This window comes from Streptomyces venezuelae (assembly GCF_008642275.1).
Lineage (GTDB): Bacteria > Actinomycetota > Actinomycetes > Streptomycetales > Streptomycetaceae > Streptomyces > Streptomyces venezuelae_E.
Genome location: NZ_CP029189.1, coordinates 7,241,245 through 7,259,411, shown reverse-complemented (window position 1 = coordinate 7,259,411; position 18,167 = coordinate 7,241,245). Strand labels below are relative to the sequence as shown.

At 73.7% G+C, this 18,167-nt stretch carries 14 protein-coding genes; 10 read left to right on the top strand and 4 right to left on the bottom strand.

Annotated elements, in window-relative coordinates; translation table 11 throughout:
* Positions 1 to 16: 16 nt before the first annotated feature.
* Entirely contained in the window at positions 17 to 523 is a 507-nt protein-coding gene (locus tag DEJ51_RS32145; RefSeq protein WP_150261132.1) for a hypothetical protein, read from the bottom strand.
* 153 nt (positions 524 to 676) lie between these two features.
* Between DEJ51_RS32145 and DEJ51_RS32140 the strand changes: the two genes are divergently transcribed.
* The 6 genes from DEJ51_RS32140 (at position 677) to DEJ51_RS32115 (ending at position 8,940) form a co-directional block, all read left to right on the top strand.
* Positions 677 to 1,018 (top strand): S26 family signal peptidase, encoded by a 342-nt coding sequence (locus DEJ51_RS32140; protein ID WP_223836071.1) that lies wholly within the window; start codon positions 677 to 679, stop codon positions 1,016 to 1,018.
* A complete protein-coding gene (locus tag DEJ51_RS32135) occupies positions 1,015 to 1,647 on the top strand; it encodes a hypothetical protein (protein WP_150261130.1) in 633 nt (210 codons plus the stop codon). The genes DEJ51_RS32140 and DEJ51_RS32135 overlap by 4 nt, the downstream gene beginning before the upstream one ends.
* A gap of 174 nt (positions 1,648 to 1,821) precedes the next feature.
* Complete coding sequence (locus tag DEJ51_RS32130) at positions 1,822 to 2,790, top strand: GDSL-type esterase/lipase family protein (RefSeq protein WP_150261129.1); 969 nt, start codon at positions 1,822 to 1,824, stop codon at positions 2,788 to 2,790.
* A 180-nt stretch (positions 2,791 to 2,970) separates the two neighbouring features.
* A complete protein-coding gene (locus DEJ51_RS32125) occupies positions 2,971 to 7,197 on the top strand; it encodes a bifunctional nitrate reductase/sulfite reductase flavoprotein subunit alpha (RefSeq protein ID WP_223836070.1) in 4,227 nt (1,408 codons plus the stop codon).
* A gap of 169 nt (positions 7,198 to 7,366) precedes the next feature.
* Entirely contained in the window at positions 7,367 to 8,038 is a 672-nt protein-coding gene (locus DEJ51_RS32120) for a pyridoxal 5'-phosphate synthase (protein ID WP_150261128.1), read from the top strand.
* Between the two features lie 86 nt (positions 8,039 to 8,124).
* Positions 8,125 to 8,940: a class I SAM-dependent methyltransferase gene (locus DEJ51_RS32115; protein WP_223836069.1), complete on the top strand. Its 816-nt coding sequence runs from the start codon at positions 8,125 to 8,127 to the stop codon at positions 8,938 to 8,940.
* 74 nt (positions 8,941 to 9,014) lie between these two features.
* Here DEJ51_RS32115 and DEJ51_RS32110 read toward each other — a convergent pair whose 3' ends face one another.
* Positions 9,015 to 9,434 (bottom strand): molybdopterin-binding protein, encoded by a 420-nt coding sequence (locus DEJ51_RS32110; protein ID WP_150261127.1) that lies wholly within the window; start codon positions 9,432 to 9,434, stop codon positions 9,015 to 9,017.
* Positions 9,435 to 9,797: 363 nt separating this feature from the next.
* Between DEJ51_RS32110 and modA the strand changes: the two genes are divergently transcribed.
* The 3 genes from modA (at position 9,798) to DEJ51_RS35670 (ending at position 14,182) form a co-directional block, all read left to right on the top strand.
* Positions 9,798 to 10,619 (top strand): molybdate ABC transporter substrate-binding protein, encoded by an 822-nt coding sequence (gene modA, locus DEJ51_RS32105; protein WP_150261126.1) that lies wholly within the window; start codon positions 9,798 to 9,800, stop codon positions 10,617 to 10,619.
* Positions 10,616 to 12,541, top strand: coding sequence for an ABC transporter permease (locus DEJ51_RS32100; RefSeq protein ID WP_150261125.1), 1,926 nt, complete (start codon positions 10,616 to 10,618; stop codon positions 12,539 to 12,541). Before modA ends, DEJ51_RS32100 begins: the two co-directional genes overlap by 4 nt.
* A gap of 489 nt (positions 12,542 to 13,030) precedes the next feature.
* Complete coding sequence (locus DEJ51_RS35670; RefSeq protein ID WP_150261124.1) at positions 13,031 to 14,182, top strand: methyltransferase domain-containing protein; 1,152 nt, start codon at positions 13,031 to 13,033, stop codon at positions 14,180 to 14,182.
* A 15-nt stretch (positions 14,183 to 14,197) separates the two neighbouring features.
* On the opposite strand, the gene DEJ51_RS32090 is transcribed toward DEJ51_RS35670, so the two are convergent.
* Positions 14,198 to 15,697, bottom strand: a complete 1,500-nt coding sequence (locus DEJ51_RS32090; RefSeq protein ID WP_150261123.1) for a DUF6056 family protein — start codon at positions 15,695 to 15,697, stop codon at positions 14,198 to 14,200.
* 446 nt (positions 15,698 to 16,143) lie between these two features.
* Between DEJ51_RS32090 and DEJ51_RS32085 the strand changes: the two genes are divergently transcribed.
* Entirely contained in the window at positions 16,144 to 17,628 is a 1,485-nt protein-coding gene (locus tag DEJ51_RS32085; RefSeq protein WP_150261122.1) for a glycoside hydrolase family 15, read from the top strand.
* A 4-nt stretch (positions 17,629 to 17,632) separates the two neighbouring features.
* Here the strand turns inward: DEJ51_RS32085 and DEJ51_RS32080 are convergent, their stop codons facing one another.
* Positions 17,633 to 18,157, bottom strand: a complete 525-nt coding sequence (locus DEJ51_RS32080; RefSeq protein WP_150261121.1) for a hypothetical protein — start codon at positions 18,155 to 18,157, stop codon at positions 17,633 to 17,635.
* Between the last annotated feature and the right edge of the window lie 10 nt (positions 18,158 to 18,167).

The window sequence follows — 18,167 nt, the reverse complement described above, 5'->3', positions numbered from 1 at the left end:
GATACCGGGGCACCTGCTACTGCCGTGCCCAGGCGTGCAGCAGGACTTCCCGCGCACGCGGGTCGGGGGTGCCCTCCACTGCGTGCTCGCGGCCCCACTCCTCGACGGCCCGCGGGTGCGCGGTTCCCGCCACGAAGCGGTCGAGCAGCTCCTGGGAGAGCCGCGTCTCACCGGCGGAGTAGCCTCCGGCGGCAGCCGAGTGGACGGTCACCTCGTGCGTGCCCTCCTCCGTCTCCAGCCGCAGCTTCATCTCCGGCGGGCCCTCGCCGAGGTAGTCGCTTCCGATCGCGGCCGAGATCATCGCGCCGAGGGCCTTCGTCGCGCGGCCCACCGGATCGTGCCGGGGCACGTCCTCGACCACGGCGGAACGCAGCTCCGCCCAGGTCCACGTCCGGGGGCTGGCGGGGTCCGTGGCCTCCAGCCCCTCGGCGGTCAGCCGGACACCGATCCCGATGGCGTTCGGCGGAGACCCGACGTACACCGCGTCCGGAGTGACCCAGAACAGTCCGACCATCGCCGCCACGCGCAGCTCCCCGCTCTCGTCCCCGATCCACCATCCATACCGCCCGCCGGGAACGGACCGCCGCAGACACACCGGGAGGCGCCCTCACCCGGGCGGGGAGTTAAATCGTTGGGGCCATGCGCCCGGCTCTGCCAGCATCGTCACATGGGTGCGATGGACGCAGTGGCAGGCAGGGTCGCCGGCGGAGCGACCGTGGAGTTCCGGCCGACCGGTTCCTCCATGGTCCCGCTGGTACGCAGTCGCCAGCAGGTGACGGTCGCCCCGGCGGACCCGTCGAAGCTGGCGGTCGGGGACATCGTGCTGGCCCGCGTCGCCGGGACGGTGTACCTGCACCTGGTGTCGGCCGTGGACCCCGCGAGGAAGCGGGTGCAGATCAGCAACAACCGCGGCCGGGTGAACGGATGGACCGGCCACGACCGGGTCTTCGGCATCTGCCTGGCCGTGGACGGCGTCCCCCGGGCCGGCGCCGCGGGCAAGACGAGGCGTGACGCGTGAAGCTGCCGGTCACCATCCACCGGGCCCGCCTCGGCCGGGAGGAGTTCAAGGTCATCCGGCCCGCCCGGCGACCGGTCCGCGGTGTGCTCGTCGACCACGACAGCCGCCTGGACGCCTACCTCGACCAGCCGGCCGCGAAGGTCCTCGCCGGTCTGTGGACGATGGCCGCCTCCTCCCCCCGGTCACTGGTCCATCTGCCGCTGCGGGGGAACCCCACCCCCGCGAACGAGCCCACCGAAGCCGGCACCCGGCAGCTGGACCTCGTACTGCTGCATCACTCGCTGCAGTTCGCCCCGTCCCGCTGGAAGGACGTGCGCGCGCGGCTCGACCCGGGCCGCCGTCAGACGGTGCGGCTGCCCGCGCCCGACCTCTCCGACGACCCCGTGGTGCACCTGGAGTCACGGCACCACCGGGAGAACCGGGACCTGTTCCACCAGCACGTCCTCGCCGACACCCTGTTCATGACGGGCAGCGCGAGGGTGTTCCGGGACACCGCCCGGCACTTCGTCGACGTCGCCCGCGAAGGCCCGCTCCACTCCCACTTCTGCACCACCATCCACTCCACGGCCGGTGTCCTCGGCAACGGGCGCTCGATCCACGTCGAGTACTGCGACGCGTGGGTCCTGTGACCCGCAACTGCCCTTACGGCGGGAGGGGTTGGTCAACGGCCCGGCGGTCACCGGCCCGGGAGGCGGTCACCGGCCCGGGCATCGGCCGGGCCCGGCCGCCGGGGAGTCCGGCTCCGTCCGTCGGCCGTTAGGGTGAAACCCACCCCTTCGTGAAGAAAGGCCCTGCGGCTCACCGTGACCGAATCCCGCACGCACGCCCTCTTCTCCTTCGGCACGCTGATGGACGAGCGGGTCCAGACCGCGCTCTTCGGCGGAGCCGTGCCCACCTCCCCGGCGTCGCTGGCCGGTTACACCACCCGGCCCCTGAAGATCACCGATCCGGCCGTGATCGCCGCCAGCGGGCTCGACGTGCACCTGATCCTGGAGCGCAGGCTCGGCGCCTTTGTCGAAGGAGCCGTGCTGCACCTCACCGACGAGGAACTCGCCGCGGCCGACGCCTACGAGGTCGACGACTACACCCGCCGTCGGGTGGTCCTCTCCTCCGGCGAGAGCACCTGGGCCTACCTGGACGCGAAGCCGCTGCGCCCCGCTGAGCGCATCGTCGTCGTGGGCGACAGCATCGCCTACGGACGCTGCGACCCGCGGGGCGGCTGGGCGGGCCACCTGGCGGCCGCCCACATCTCCGGGGACGAGGCCCGGCGCCGGCTCTTCAACCTGGCGATCCCCGGCAGCACCCTCGCCGAGGTCAGCGCGCAGACGCCGATGCTGCTGGCGGCCCGCCGGCCCGACACCCTCGTGGTCGCCGCCGGCATCAACGACTCCGCCGTGCCGGCCGGCCGCGCCGGGGCCGGCACCGGCGACACCGGAGCCGGCACCGACGGGCACGCCGATTTCGGGCAGCTGGGCGGCAGCCTCGACGCACTGGCAGCCACCGCCCTCGCCCACAACGCCCGGCTCGTCGTCGCCGGACCGTCCTGGCTCGACGAGGACCGCACCCGGGACTACGAGGGCCTGTGCTTCACCCGGGCGCGCGCACTGGCCCTGCGCGCCTTCCTCCAGGCCTGGTGCGAGGCGCACCACGTCGACCACCTCGACCTGTGGGAACCACTGCGGGAAAGGAGCGACCTGCTCTCCGACGGCCTGCACCCCACCGCCGAAGGGCACCTGGCGCTGTACGAGCACCTCGACGCGACCGGCCGCTGACCACCTCGCCTCACCGCCCGTGGTGATCTTGGCGAAGCGGCTTGTAACCCCCGGGAGGCACCGCCCGTCACCTGCCCGCAACAGGGACTTCCTACGTTGGACCGCAACGGGACCGAGCTGTACACGGCCGCAGCGGCCCGGAGCGGGGCGGTGTCGGCCGGGGGCGCGAGGAGGTCCGCTGTGGCGGAAGCGGAGGCGGAGGCCACGACCGGGCAGCGGGTGCGTACGGTCTGCTCCTACTGCGGCGTGGGATGCGGGGTCGTCCTGGACATCGCCACGGGTGGCGACGGCCGCCGTACGGTGGCCAAGGTCGCCGGGGACAAGCAGCATCCGGCGAACGCCGGGCGCCTGTGCACCAAGGGCGCCACGCACGCCGACATGCTGGCCGCGCCCGGCCGGCTGACCACCGCGCTGGTCCGCGCCGAGCGGGGCGCCGGGCCGACGCCCGCCCCGGTGGACGCGGCCGTCACCGAGGCGGCCGGGCGCCTGAGGGAGATCCTCGACGCGCACGGCCCCGACGCGCTGGCGCTCTACGTCTCGGGCCAGATGTCCCTGGAGGCGCAGTACCTGGCGAACAAGCTGGCCAAGGGGTTCCTGCGGACGAACCAGATCGAATCCAACTCGCGGCTGTGCATGGCGAGCGCCGGGACCGGCTACAAGCTCTCGCTCGGGGCCGACGGGCCACCCGGCTCGTACGAGGACTTCGAGCGGGCGGACGCCTTCCTCGTCATCGGCGCCAACATGGCCGACTGCCACCCCATCCTCTTCCTGCGGATGATGGACCGCGTCAAGGCGTCCGGCGCCAAGCTCATCGTGGTCGATCCACGGCGCAACGCCACCGCCGACAAGGCCGACCTGTTCCTGCAGATCCGGCCGGGCACCGACCTGGCGCTCCTCAACGGCCTGCTGCACCTTCTGGTGGAGGGCGGCTGGACCGATCCCGCCTTCATCGCCGAGCACACCGACGGCTGGCAGGACATGCCCGCCTTCCTGAAGGACTACGCGCCCGGCCGGGTCGCCGGGATCACCGGCATACCGGAGGCCGACCTCCGGCTGGCCGCCCGCTGGATCGGCGAGGCGGGCGAGTGGACGAGCTGCTGGACCATGGGCCTCAACCAGTCCGTCCACGGCACCTGGAACACCAACGCCCTGATCAACCTGCACCTCGCCACCGGCGCCGTCTGCCGCCCCGGCAGCGGCCCCTTCTCCCTCACCGGCCAGCCCAACGCGATGGGCGGACGGGAGATGGGCTACATGGGCCCCGGGCTGCCCGGCCAGCGCTCGGTCCTGGTGGAGGAGGACCGCGGCTACGTCGAGGAGCTGTGGGGCGTGCCGAAGGGCACCCTGCGCACCGACGTCGGCCGCGGCACCGTCGAGATGTTCGAGAAGATGGCCGCCGGTGAGATCAAGGCCTGCTGGATCATCTGCACCAACCCGGTCGCCTCCGTCGCCAACCGCAGCACGGTGATCAAGGCGCTGGAGACCGCCGAACTCGTCATCACGCAGGACGTGTTCGCGGAGACCGAGACGAACGCCTACGCCGACATCGCCCTGCCCGCGACGCTGTGGGCCGAGGCGGAGGGCGTGATGATCAACTCGGAGCGCAACCTCACCCTGGTCCAGGGCGCCGCGGACCCGCCCGGCGAGGCCCTGCCCGACTGGCAGCTGATCGCCCGGATCGCCTGCGCGATGGGGTTCGCCGAGGCGTTCACGTACAGCTGTGCCGAGGAGGTGTTCGAGGAGCTCCGGCAGGCCTGGAACCCGAAGACGGGCTGGGACCTGCGCGGGGTCACGTACGAGCGGCTGCGCTCGGGCCCGGTGCAGTGGCCGGCCGCCCCGGGCGGCCCGGACCGCAACCCGGTCCGCTACCTCAACGACGGGGTCAGCCAGGACCTGGCCGTGCGCCCCGACGGCAGTCGGCCCCGGCTGGCTTTCCCGACGGCGACGGGAAGGGCCGTCTTCTTCGCCCGTCCGTACCTGCCGGACGGCGAACTCCCCGACCACGACTATCCGTTCGTGCTCAACACGGGCCGTCTGCAGCACCAGTGGCACACCCTGACCAAGACGGGCAAGGTCGCCAAGCTCAACAAGCTCAACCCCGGACCGTTCGTGGAGATCCATCTGCAGGACGCGGCCGCACTCGGCATCGAGGAGGGCGACGGGGTGGAGGTGGCCTCCCGGCGCGGGCGGGCCGTGCTGCCCGCCGTCGTCACCGACCGGGTCCAGCCCGGGAACTGCTTCGCCCCCTTCCACTGGAACGACCTGTTCGGCGAGTACCTCAGCGTCAACGCCGTCACCGACGACGCCGTCGATCCGCTCTCCTTCCAGCCCGGGTTCAAGATGTGTGCGGTGACCCTGGCCAAGACGCGGGCCCCGGTCCCCGTGGCGGCCCTGCCGGCCGGGGCGGGCGCCGGATCCGGGGCGGGATCCGGGGCGGACTCCGGATCCCGCGGCCCGGCCACCGCCCAGAACCCGCCCGGCGCGGCCGCCGCCACGACGGCCGCCCTCGCCTCCGTGTTCGGGCTGGAGGACCACGCCCCGCCCGCCTTCTCCGACCGGGAACGCCAGTACCTCGCCGGTTTCCTCGCCGGGCTCTCCTGCGCCCCGCCCGGCCCGGGCGTTCCCTCGCTTCCCTCCGGCGCCCCGTTCGAGGCCGGGCACGCGCTCTGGGTCGACGGTGTCCTCGCCGGCACGTACGCCCGTACGGCGACCGTCCTGGCCCCCGTCTCCCCGGCCGCGCCCGCCCATCCGGCCGTTCCGGCTCCCGCTCCTGCGGCCGAGGACCGGCAGGACCGGCAGGCCCGACAAACCCGGCAAACCACAGTCCTGTGGGCCTCGCAGACGGGCAACGCCGAGGACCTCGCGGCCACCGTCGCGGCGGCCCTGGCCACGAGCGGCTCCCCGGCGGGCGTGCACAGCATGGCGGACCACACGGCTGCCGCCCTGACGCCCGGCACCGATCTGCTGGTGGTCACCAGCACCTTCGGCGACGGCGACGCGCCCGACAACGGAGCCGCGTTCTGGGAGTCCCTCAACGCCGCCGACGCGCCCCGCCTCCAGGACGTGCGGTACGCGGTGCTCGCCCTCGGCGACTCCACCTACGACGCCTTCTGCGGCCACGGCCGCCGGCTCGACCAGCGCCTCGAAGAGCTCGGCGGCCGGCGCCTCCTGCCCCGGGTGGACTGCGAGCCCGACTACGAGGAGCCCGCGGGCCGGTGGCTGGAGCAGGTGCGCGAGGCACTCGCCGCCGCCCCGGCGGCGGAGAGCGCCAAGCCGCCCCGGCGCACGGCGGACCGCAACTCCCCCTACGGCGCACGACTGTCCGGCAACCGGCTGCTCAGCCTGCCCGGAGCCGCCAAGGAGGTCCGCCGGTTCACCTTCGACCTCGGCGAGGACGGCCCGGCGTACGAGGCGGGCGACGCCCTCGGGGTCCAGCCGGTCAACTGCCCCGGCCTGGTGACGGAATGGCTGGCCGCCACCGGACTCCCCCCGGACGCCGAGGTCGCCGTACCGGGCCGGGAGCCCATGCCGTTCGCCGAGGCGCTCCACCGTCACCTGGACATCACCCGGCTCACCCCGGACCTGCTGCGCTTCGTCACCGAGCACACCGGCGACCGCACGCTGAAGCGGCTCACCCGGCCCGACAACAAGGACGGCCTCGCCCGGTGGACCTGGGGCCGCCAGCCCGTGGACGTCCTGGCCGAGTTCCCGGTCCGGCTGAGTCCCCAGGAATGGACCGACCGCCTGGGGCGCCTCAAGCCGCGCCTCTACTCGATCTCCTCCAGCCCGCTCACCGACCCCCGCGAGGTCAGCCTGACCGTCTCGGTCCTGCGCTACGAGGGACCGGGCGGCCACCACCGCAAGGGCGTCGCCTCCGGCTTCCTCGCGGACGCCGAACCGGGCACGCCGGTACCGCTGTTCGTACAGAGCGCGGCGCACTTCCGGCCGCCCGCGGACCCGGACACCCCGGCGGTCATGGTCGGTCCGGGGACCGGCGTCGCACCGTTCATGGCCTTCCTCGAACACCGCCGGGCGCTCGGCCACCGGGGCAGGAACTGGCTGTTCTTCGGCGAACAGCGCCGCGCCACGGACTTCTACTACGGTGAGGAGCTGGCGGAACTCCACCGGCACGGCACGCTCACCCGGCTCGACCTGGCCTTCTCCCGCGATCAGCGGACCAAGGTCTACGTCCAGGACCGGATGCGCGAGCACGGCGCCCAACTGTGGTCCTGGCTCCAGGACGGTGCCCACTTCTACGTGTGCGGTGACGCGAGCCGGATGGCCAGGGACGTGGACCGGGCGCTGCGCGAGACGGCCATGACGCACGGCGGTCTCGACGCGGACGAGGCCGCCGCGTACCTGAAGCAGCTCTCCGCCGCCAAACGGTACGGCCGCGACGTGTACTGAGCCCTCTGCCTGTCTACCTGCCAGCCAGGAGTTCGTCGGCACCTCCCATATCTCCAGCTCAGGCGCGGTGGGATTTGGGGCATGAGACAAGCATTTGCCAGGTGATTGTCGAATATTCGCCGCAGATGCAGGATGGTGTCAGAAGGTTGCAGGCGAAGGGGGCTCTCTGATGGGCGATGGAGATCACGGCAGTTCCGTCCGTGGCTGGCTGCGGGGCATCGAGGTGTTCGCGGGACCGCTCGCGGAGTTCGACCCGGAGCGGGCCCCGGCCGATCCCGTGCAGCTCTTCCTGTCCTGGCTGTCCGACGCCGTGGCGGACGGCCTGCGGGACCCGCACGCGATGACCCTGTCCACCGTCGACGAGGCCGGCGACCCGGACGCGCGCGTGCTGATCCTCAAGGGGGTGGACGGCGCCGGATGGCAGTTCGCCGGCCACGGTTTCAGCCCCAAGGGACACCAGCTGGCCGTCCATCCGCGGGCCGCGCTCACCTTCTACTGGCCCGAGCACGGCCGCCAGGTCCGCCTGCGCGGGCCCGTGACCCCCGGATCCGCCCAGGACAACGCGACCGACTTCCTTGGCCGTTCGGACACCGCGCGCGCCGAGTCGCTGCTGGGCCGCCAGAGCCAGTACCTGGCGGACACGGCGGAGCGCGACCACGCCCTGGAGAAGTCCCTGGCGCTGGTCCGGCAGGAGCCCTCGCTCGTCGACTCCGGCTGGACCCTCTACACCCTCGCCCCGGCCGAGGTCGAGTTCTGGCAGGCGGCCCGCAGCCGCGTGCACACCCGGCTGCGCTACGAGCGGGCCGGCGACGGCTGGGACCGCTTCCGGCTCTGGTCGTAGGCCCGCGAACACCCGTACCCGACCGGCACATCCACCGGCGTGCGGACCCCTCCCCCGTTCCTGCTCACAAGGCGAGGCAACACCGTATGACCACACGCACCCCGTACGGCGGCGGAGCCATCGGATCCCGCGCCGCCCGCCGCTCCCCCCACGGCCGCCCGGACGAGCGCATCGCCCGAGTCGTCGCCGAGGCCCTCGGCGGCTCCCGGACCGTCCTCGACGTGGGCGCCGTCGCCGAGGACCTGCCCTTCGCCGACGGGGAGTTCGACGCGGCGATGACCCTGTTCGGCGTCCGCCAGTGGCCGGACGTACGGGCCGGGCTGCGCGAGATGCGGCGGGTGACCCGCGGCCCGGTGGTCATCCTGACCCGCGACCCCGCACTGGTCCGGGACTTCTGGCTGTACCGGTACGCGCCCGAGGTCCTCGACACCGAGGCCCTGTCCCACCCGACCGTCGAGGAACTGGCGTCGGCGCTCGGCGGCTCCGGCACGGTCCGGACCGTGCCCATCCCCCTGGACTGCACCGACGGATTCAGCGAGGCCTACTACGGGCGCCCGGAGACACTGCTCGATCCGGCCGCCCGCCAGGGGTGCCCGGCGTGGAGTTTCGTCGACGACCGGGTCCGCGAGCACTTCGACAGGACCCTCCGCGCGGACCTGGAGTCCGGGGCCTGGGACGAGGAGTTCGGCCACCTGCGCAGTCGGCCGAGCTACGAGGGATCACTGGTGATCGTGCGCGCGACCCCGTGGGAAGAACCGGAACCAGGGGCGGAACGTGATGTCGGTACCCGACCGGATGGACGAACGACCGCGCGCCCTGGGGCTGGTGGAGACACGGCGCTTGGCCGAAGTCCTCGTCGCCACGACCGCGGCCCGCGGCCTGGTGGCGCCGGGCCGCACTGAACGTGAGGTGAGCGACCGGATCGGCCGCACACCGGTGTGGTGTGCGGCCCTCGGCCCTCGGTGTGACGCGGGGATCAGGCGGCGGCGAGGGAGATCTCGGTCGACTTGATCAGCGCGACGACGGAGGTACCGGAGGCCAGGCCGAGTGCCTCGACGGCGTCCTTGGTGATCGCGGCGGTCAGCTCGCCGCCCTCGACGGAGACCTTCACCGAGCCCATGGCGCCCCCGGTCGCGACGTCCGTGACCGTGCCGGCGATCTGGTTGCGGATGGAGATGCCCTCCACCGGGCCGGTCGCGAGGGACACCTCGGTGGCCTTCACCAGGGCCTTGACCGAGGAGCCTTCGGCGAGGCCGAGGTCCTTGACCGCGTCGGTGGTGATGGCGGCGGTGATGTCCTGACCGCCGACCAGGCGCACCTTCACCGAGGCCATGGCCTCGCCCGCGGTCACTGCGGTGACGGTGCCGGTGATCTGGTTGCGGATGGACAGGCTCATGGAAAACACGCCTCACGTGGTCGGAAAAGGAAACCGCAGGCACTCGTGTGACCTGCGTCATGCCCGAACGTACCCGACGGAGCACGGGGTCCGGAGCGCACCCATCTCATTCGCCAGCCGAATGGACGCAACGCCCTGGCGTATTCGGGAAAGGCCCCAGGTCCCCTCCTTTTCCGGGCCCTTCACCCACCTGAACTGGGCCTTCCGACCCGATTGGCGGAATCAGAACCCTGCCGGCCGGAGAGCGGCGAATTGCAGATGCGGGCCTTCTGATGCCCCATTGACAGCAAATGCAGCACCATATCCGCATCTCGTGCCGCGTGCACGGGATACGGCCCACCGGACCGGAGAACACATCCCGCCATGCGCTTCCTTCCGTACCTCCGACAGCGCCGGGCGGCCGCGGGCCTCCTCGGCGGCGCCCTGCTCCTCCCCGTCCTGACCGCCTGCGGCGGTGGCGGCACCGGCCCTTCCGCGGCCGCGGCACCGACCGCCGCGTCCCCGTCGGGCTCCGTGCAGGCCGCGAACCTGACCGTGCTCGCCGCCGCCTCCCTCACCGACGTGTTCAAGACCATCGGGGCGGAGTACCAGAAGGAGCACCCGGGCACGAAAGTCACCTTCTCCTTCGCCGGATCACAGGAGCTGGCCGCACAGGTCAGACAGGGAGCCCCGGCCGACGCCCTGGTCACCGCCGACACCAAGACGATGGACGGCCTCAAGGCGGAGACCGGAACCCCGACCGTGATCGCGAAGAACGAGCTCGTGATCGCCACCGCTCCGGGCAACCCGCACAAGATCGACTCCCTGAAGGACCTGTCCGATCCCAGCCTGAAGGTCGTCCTGGCCGCCCCGGAGGTGCCGGCCGGGCGCTACAGCCAGGAGATCCTCGACAAGCAGGGCATCACCGTGAAGCCGGTCTCGCTGGAGCCGAACGTACGGGCCGTGCTGTCCAAGGTGGAGCTGGGCGAAGCGGATGCCGGCCTCGTCTACACGACGGACACGACCGCGGCCCGGGGGAAGGTCGGCGCGGTCGAGATCCCGGAGGACCAGAACGCCGTCGCCTCCTACCCGGCCGCCACGCTGGACGCCGCCCGGAACGCCGCCGCCGCGGACGCCTTCGTCCGGTGGCTGTCCTCGCCGGAGGCCCAGAAGATCCTCCAGGAGGCGGGCTTCCAGCAGCCGTGACCCAGCGCCGCGCCGCCGGGCCCCGCCCACCGCTCCTCCTGGCCCTGCCCGCGCTCCTGGCGATCGCGTTCCTGATGATCCCGCTGGCCGGGATCCTCGTCCGCACACAGTGGAGCGAGCTCCGCGCGCACCTGACCACCCCCGGCTCCCTGGAGGCCCTGCGGCTCTCCCTCGTCGTGTCCTTCTGGGCGCTGGGGCTCAGCCTGCTGCTGGGCGTGCCCCTGGCCTGGCTGCTGGCACGGATCGACTTCCCGGGGAAGACCGTCGTACGGTCCCTCGTGCTGCTGCCGATGGTGCTGCCCCCGACGGTGGGAGGTGTCGCGCTGCTGCTGGGCTTCGGCCGGCGCGGTCTGCTGGGCCCCTTCCTGGACGAGACCTTCGGGATCACCCTGCCGTTCCACACCTCGGGCGCCGTCGTGGCGGCCACGTTCGTGGCGATGCCCTTCCTCGTCATCAGCCTCGAAGGGGCCCTGGGCGGGCTGCGCCCCGGCTACGAGGAGACCGCGGCCTCCCTCGGCGCCACCCCGCTGCGGGTCTTCTTCACCGTCACCCTCCCGATGGTGGCTCCCGGTCTGATCGCCGGCGCCGCCCTCACCTGGGCCCGGGCGCTCGGCGAGTTCGGGGCCACGATCACCTTCGCCGGCAACCTTCCCGGCGTCACCCAGACCCTGCCGCTGCAGGTGTACCTGCTCCTCCAGGACGACCCCGAGGCCGCGACCTCGCTGTCCCTCCTCCTGCTCGTCGTGGCGATGGCGGTCCTGGTCGCCCTCCGCGGCCGCTGGACCTCCGGCCACGCCGTACGCGACACCCGTCACGCGACGCCTGCCGAGGACCCGGTCGGCCGGGCCCCGGAGCCGGACCCGGTCACCGGTTCCGCGCCCGCCGGCCGCTGGTCCCTGCACGCGGCCGTCACCGGCTTCAACGAGCTCACCCTCGACGCCGAACCCGGCACCACCATCGCCGTCGTCGGCGAGAACGGCGCCGGCAAGACCACCCTGCTGCGCGCCCTGCTCGGCCTCACCCCGCGCGCCCACGCCACCCTGCGCCTCGGCGACGACGACGTGACGGCCCTGCCCCCGCACCAGCGCCAGGTGGCCTGGGTGCCGCAGGACGGCGCACTGTTCCCGCACCTGACCGCGCTCGGCAACACCGCCTACGGGCTGCGCGCCCAGGGCACGCACCGCGCCGAGGCCCGTTCCAGGGCGCGCCTGTGGCTCGACCGGCTCGGCGTCGGCCATCTCGCCGACCGCAGGCCCGCGCAGCTGTCCGGCGGCCAGGCCCAGCGGGTGGCCCTCGCCCGGGCGCTGGCCGCCCAGCCCCGCCTGCTGCTTCTGGACGAACCGCTGGCCGCGCTCGACCAGACCACCCGGGCCCGCGTGCGGCACACCCTGCGCACCCACCTGGCCGGCTTCGGCGGCGTCTGCCTCATCGTCACCCACGATCCCGTCGAGGCCGTCTCCCTGGCCGACCGGGTGCTCGTACTGGCCCACGGGCGGGCCCTCCAGGACGCACCGCCCGCCGAGGTCACGCGCAATCCGCGGTCCCCGTGGGTGGCCCGCATGCTCGGCCGCAACGCATGGCCGGGGACGGCCACGGCGGACGGGCTCAAGCTGGCCGCCGGCGGGTCCGTCGTGGTGGCGGAACCCGTGGCGGAGGGTTCCGAGGCCCTGGCCATCGTCGCGCCCGAGGCCGTGTCCCTCCATCGCGTCCAGCCGTCCGGCAGTCCGCGCAACGTATGGCCCGGAACCGTCCGTGAGATCACCGCGGCGGGCAGCCGGCTCCGGGTCCTCGTCACGTCGGAGGCCGCGGCCGACGTCGTCTGCGAGATCACCCCGCAGGCCGCCGCCGAGCTGGCGATCGCCGACGGCACGGCAGTGTGGTGCAGCGTGAAGGCCACCGAGATCACCCTCGTACCCCTGTGACCTCCGACGCGCCCGGCAGCCCTTGACGGAGGGCGGCACACGCCATGAAAAGCGGGTTCCTACCTCGCATATGCGATCTACTATGGCGCATTCGCCTCGTGAATGATTAACTGGCCGCAGGCAGGCCGCTTCGGCCCGCCCCCGTGTCCGCGTCCGCGCCTCAGTCGCCCCCTGCCGGGTCGACCCAGACCGGCCGGCACGCACACCGGCCCCGTGACGGTCGAGCGGCTCTCGCCGCCATGGGGAGCACCGGCAAAAGAGGCCCCTGCATGCCGATCGCGGTGTTCGGCACGTGGGGGCCTCTTTGCGTTCCGAACGCCGCACCCCGGCCGCCGTGTTCGCCCTTCCGTCACCGCGTCGCCGATCGCCTCGCGCCGGCCGGCCGTCTCACGGAGCGGAGTACATCTGGCATATGCGGCATGAATACGGGCATGCTTGCGCAGATACAGTGCGAAACAGCAAGATCAGCTCGAATGTAAGGACTGAGGTATGGCGGTAGTCGTCGTGCAGCCCGCGGCCGGGCAGGCGCCCACCGCCGTACGCAGGGTGCTCGCCGCGGCGGGTCTGGCCTCCCGGACCCTCCCGCCCGCCGACGATGCGGGCCCGTCCGACGGCCTCACCGGTGTGGAGGGCCTGATCGTCCTGGGCGCCGCCGCGCCGGCCCTGCTCCAGGAGGCCCTCGCCGCGGAGGTGCCGGTCCTGGCCCTGGAACCGGGTACGCGACTGCTGGTACGGGAGCCGGACGCCGCCCCCGGAGTCCGGCCCGGCACCGCCCCCGACCGCCCGCCGGTCGAACTCACCCGGGCCGCGGGCTCCGACCCGCTCTTCGCCGGGGCCACCCCGCCCTCCCCTGGCCTCCGGCCGGCCTGCGACCCCCTGGAACTGCCCGCCGGCGCCGTGGTCCTGGCCTCCTGCGACGGGTACCCGGATCAGGCGTTCCGGATCGGTCCCAGCGCCTGGGGAGTCCGCTTCCTGCCGCACGACCTCCCCCTGGACCCCTGGGGTGAGCAGCTCCTCGGCCGGTTCGCCCGACTCGTGGCCGACCGCGCCACGCACACGGCCACCCGGGCCTTTTTCACCCGGCGGGCCGACGCCTGGGAGGAGCGGTTCGCCTACCAGACCCCCGCCTACGACGCCGCGGTCGCCCGGCTCCGGCTGGCGCCCGGCGCGCGGGCCGTGGACCTCGGCTGCGGCACCGGACGGGCCATGCCCGCGCTCCGGGCCCAGGTCGGGACCGGCGGCCAGGTGGTCGGCGTCGACCTCACCCCGGCCATGCTGACCGCCGCCGCCCGGCACGGCCGCACCCGCCACGGGTCCCTCCTCGCCGCCGACTGCACCCGGCTGCCGCTGGCCGCCGCGTCGGTGGACGGCATCTTCTCGGCGGGGCTGCTCGACCACCTCCCGGAGCCGGCCGCGGCCCTGCGCGAATGGGCCCGCGTCACCGCCGCCGACGGCGTCCTGCTGCTCTTCCATCCCTCGGGCCGCGCGGAGCGCGCGGCCCGGCACGGCCGCCCCCTCGACCCCGGCGACCTCCTCGCCGAAGGCAACCTCCGCCGCGCCCTGGAGGCCACGGGCTGGCACCTGGAGGAGTACGAGGACGCCGCCGGTCACTTCCTGGCCCGCGCGCTGCCGCGCCGTTGAACCCGGCGCCCGTGGTCAGAGGCGGTGGATCCGCTCGATGCCGTACCAGGCGGACACGCAGGCCGCGACCCAGTCACGCCGGTAGTCGGAGGTGAAGAAGGGCTCGGCCAGGTTCCCGATGTGCATCGGCCGGTATCCGAGGTCGGCCGCACCCGCCGCGGCCCCGGTCCGGATGCGGGAGTTCTGGGCGTCCCAGGCCACCGAGCGGGTGACCGTCGCGGTGGTGAGCTGCTTGACGCCCGGGACGAGCACCGCCAGCGAGGCCAGCGCCAGCCCGGCCGTGACCACGATGCCGGCCGGCAGGGCCCAGGAGGCGGCCCCCCGGCCCGCCGTGAACCGGCGGGCCCAGAGCCCCAGCAGGACGCCGTAGGCGCACAGTGCCAGTTCCATCGGCACGAGGTAGTTCGTCCAGGTGCGTGCGTACGTCCATCCGGTCGGCCCGTAGCCGCTGCGCAGCCCCACCACCACCGCGAACGATCCCAGCACCACCACGAGCACCGGCAGCAACAGCAGGGCGACCAGCGCCTTCCGCGGGACGGCCGGGCCCGACTCCCGTTGTCCGGGCGCGGGCACCGGCGCCGCGAGCCCGGCGCCCAGGCCCAGCAGGACACCGACGGCGGCGGCTCCCAGGTAGGCCCACTGACCGGTGACGGTGTCCCACATGTGCAGCCAGTCCTCGTAGGTGCCACGCAGTTCGGCCGCGGAGAGCACGGACTCCTTGGGCGGCTGCTGGGCGCGACGCCACCGGGCGCCGGGGGACGTGGTCAGCACGACCAGCCCGCAGACGACCCCGGAGCACCAGAGCAGGCACCAGGTGAACGGGCGCCAGGTCCGCGCCAGCTTGAGGCGGGGCACGGCCAGCAGCCCCACGCAGGCCGCGAGGAGCCCGCTGACGAGGGAGAACGACTCGCTCAGGGTGCCGATCGCGAACCCGATGAGGAACGCCGCGGCGAAGCCCGCCGTGCGCAGCGCGTCCCGGGGCCGGCGGACGGTCCAGATGCCCAGCAGCAGCGCCCACACTCCGATGACGCTCGGAACGGTGTGGGAGATCGTGGCCGGTGCCCACAGCAGGACCTGGTAGCTGCGGGTGCCGCCGTAGTAGATCACGGCCTGGACGGCCAGGGCGGCGGCGACCAGGAGCAGCACCGGGGGCCTCGCACCGAGACACCGCAGGAACACGATGCCGAGGAGGACCAGGCCGACGGTGAAGGCGACGACGATGACCGTCGGCAGGACCTTCGTCCCGGCGAACCCGTCGCCGTAGACGAGGCCGCTCAGGAAGGCGTTGGTGATCCGGCCGTTCTGGGTGGCGTAGAAGTCGTGCGTGATCCCGAGGACGCCCAGATCGCGGGACTTCCAGGCGGCGCACCAGTCGTCCGAGGTGGGCCGTACGTAGAGGCCGAGGAAGCAGCCGACGGCGACCAGGGCTCCGGCCGCCGCCACGAGGGAGCCGCCCGCGACCGGCAGGAGCCTGCGGACGAACCGGCGGTTCCTCTCCGTCGAAGCAGTGCTCATCCACCAGTCCTTCGCAGCGAAGCGCGGCCGGAGCGGTGTGCGCGTCGCGGCGTGCGACGTGCGGTGCACCCGCCCGGTTCCGGTCACACCAATGTGCACGGTCCACCGCCCAGCGGCATCCGAGCGGGGCGGTGCCGGGGCCGGGCCGGCGGCCCTCCTCCCGTGCGCCACGGGGGACTTCGCCCCGGACCCGGCCGCCGATCCGCTGCCGCGTCCGTTGCTCCGTCCGTTGCTCCGTCCGTTGCTCCGCCCGCTGCTGCGCCTGCCGCTCCGTCGGTCGTGTGCGGGACATGGGGTCTCCTCGGGCCCCTCCCTTCCGTCACCCGGCCGGCGGGTGTGCCGTGGCGGGCCCCGGACCCGCGGCCCACGATGGGAGCTCCGGGGGTGCGCGCACGCAAGCCCGCGCACGCAAGCCCGCGCACGGAAGCCCGACAGAAGGAGTGGCGATGTCTCCTGCCGCTGCCCTGCTCGTCCGCTGGGCGGCCGTCACGGCGGGCATCGCGAGCGTCGCCCTCCCCGTGTGTGTCGCCGGGAGCCCGGCCGCCCGTCCCTCCGGGGAGGAGCGGCCGCTGTTCTTCGTCCGGCCCCTCGGACACCAGAGCCACGGCGACGCGGAGGGCCGGTACGCACCGCTGTCGATGCTCGTCGCGCCCACCATCGGGCTCCTGTCCAACACCACCGCCGCCGAGGGCGTCACCTCCGCCTCCGCCGGGGGCGCGCAGTACGTCGAGCGGAGCCACGTACTGCGGCTGCTGTCCGGCCGGTGGAGGTACCTCCCCACCGGCCGGGCGGAGTCGGTCGTGGTGCCCCCGGAGAACCCGACGGCCCGCCTGCAGATCGCCGAGAGCCGCGACTGGCTGGCCGCCGGCCGGGTGCCGGGCAGGTCCGCGGCCCAGCGCGCGGCGGCGGAGCGGGCCCTGCTGGCCATGCGCGCCCTGCTGCGGCCGAACGGGGCCATGGCGGCGGGCTGGTCCCCCGGCTGGATGTACTCCTGGCCGCGCGACTCCAGCTTCGCCTCCGCCGCGTTCGCGCACACCGGCCACGACGCCGAGGCCTACCGGATCCTGCGCTACAGCGCCGCGACCCAGCGCCGGGACGGCACCTGGGACGCGCGGACGGAACTCGACGGATCCGGCCCGCCGGACAGCAGGCGGTGGCAGCTCGACGCCAACGGCTGGGTGCCGTGGGCGACCTGGCAGTGGTACCTGACGGCCCCTCCCCCCACCCGCCTCGCCCGGCTGACCGCCCTCTACCCGATGATCCGCAAGGCGGCCGACCGCGCCGCGGCCTCCCTCGGGGCGGACGGGCTGCCCCCGGCCTCCCCGGACTACTGGGAGGTGATGACGACCACCACCAACCTCGGTACGGCCGCACCCCTGCTCGCCGGACTCAACGCCGCCACGTTCCTCGCCGGCGAGCTGGACCGGCCGCAGGACGCGGCCCGCTGGTCCGGCGCCGCCGGGCGGCTCTCCACCGGGATCTCCCGGAAGTTCGCCCCCCTCGGCTATCAGCGCACCGTCGACGGACAGCACGGCCGGGACAGCGCGGTGGCCTTCATGGCACCGCCCTTCAACACCGCCCCGGCCGATCTGCCGCGGGCGCTGGACACCACGTACAAGGCGCTGCTGCTGCCCAACGGCGGGCTCACCCCCGGGAACGATCCGACCGCGCCCTGGGGTGCCAACGCCTGGACCCCCAGCACGTCGTTCTTCGCCCTCGCATGGGCGGGTACGGGGCAGCAGGCGAAGGCCGGGCGGGTCCTGGACTGGATCCTGGCCAAGCGGAACCCGCTCGGGGAGCTGCCCGAGAAGGTGGACCGGGCCGGCAGGCCCTCGTCGGTCGCGCCCCTGGCGTGGACGGGCTCGATCGTCGTGCTCACCCTGGTGGTACTCGACGGCGAAGCGCTCCCCGCACCACCGCGGAGCCGGTAGCCCTTCAGCCCTTCATCAGGGTCGCAGCGCCTCGGACCGGGTCCGTCCGGTCACCGGGCGGCGGAGCGGTGCGCAGGCGCTCCAGCTCGGCGAGCAGGCGCTGGTACGCGAGCTTCTCGGCCGCCACCGCGCGTGCGAGGGGGACGTGCTGCGGATCCTGCCGGGACCGGGCCTCCTCGGCGGCGGCGACGCGCAGTGCCCTGGCCCTGTCCAGTTCGTTCATCGCCGCCACGCTGCCGGCGTCGAGCAGCCGGTGCTCCAGGGCCTGGGCGAAGGCCCGCTCCGTCGGAGCCGTGAGGGTGTCGAGGTCCCGCGCACAGCCTTCCGGGGTCTGTGTCGGCTCACAGGCCTCGTCGAGTCCGCGGGAGAGCGAGCGCAGCGTCGCCCCGAGCTCCGGATACCCCGGGTCGGGCCCGGTGCCGTTGCCGCATCCGGCCACCAGTGCCGTGCACGCGGCGAGGGCGGCGAGGGCGCGCATCGCCGCGGGGCCCGCGCACGTGCGTCGGCACGAGTGGAGAGGAGGGGTCATGGAAGCCCCG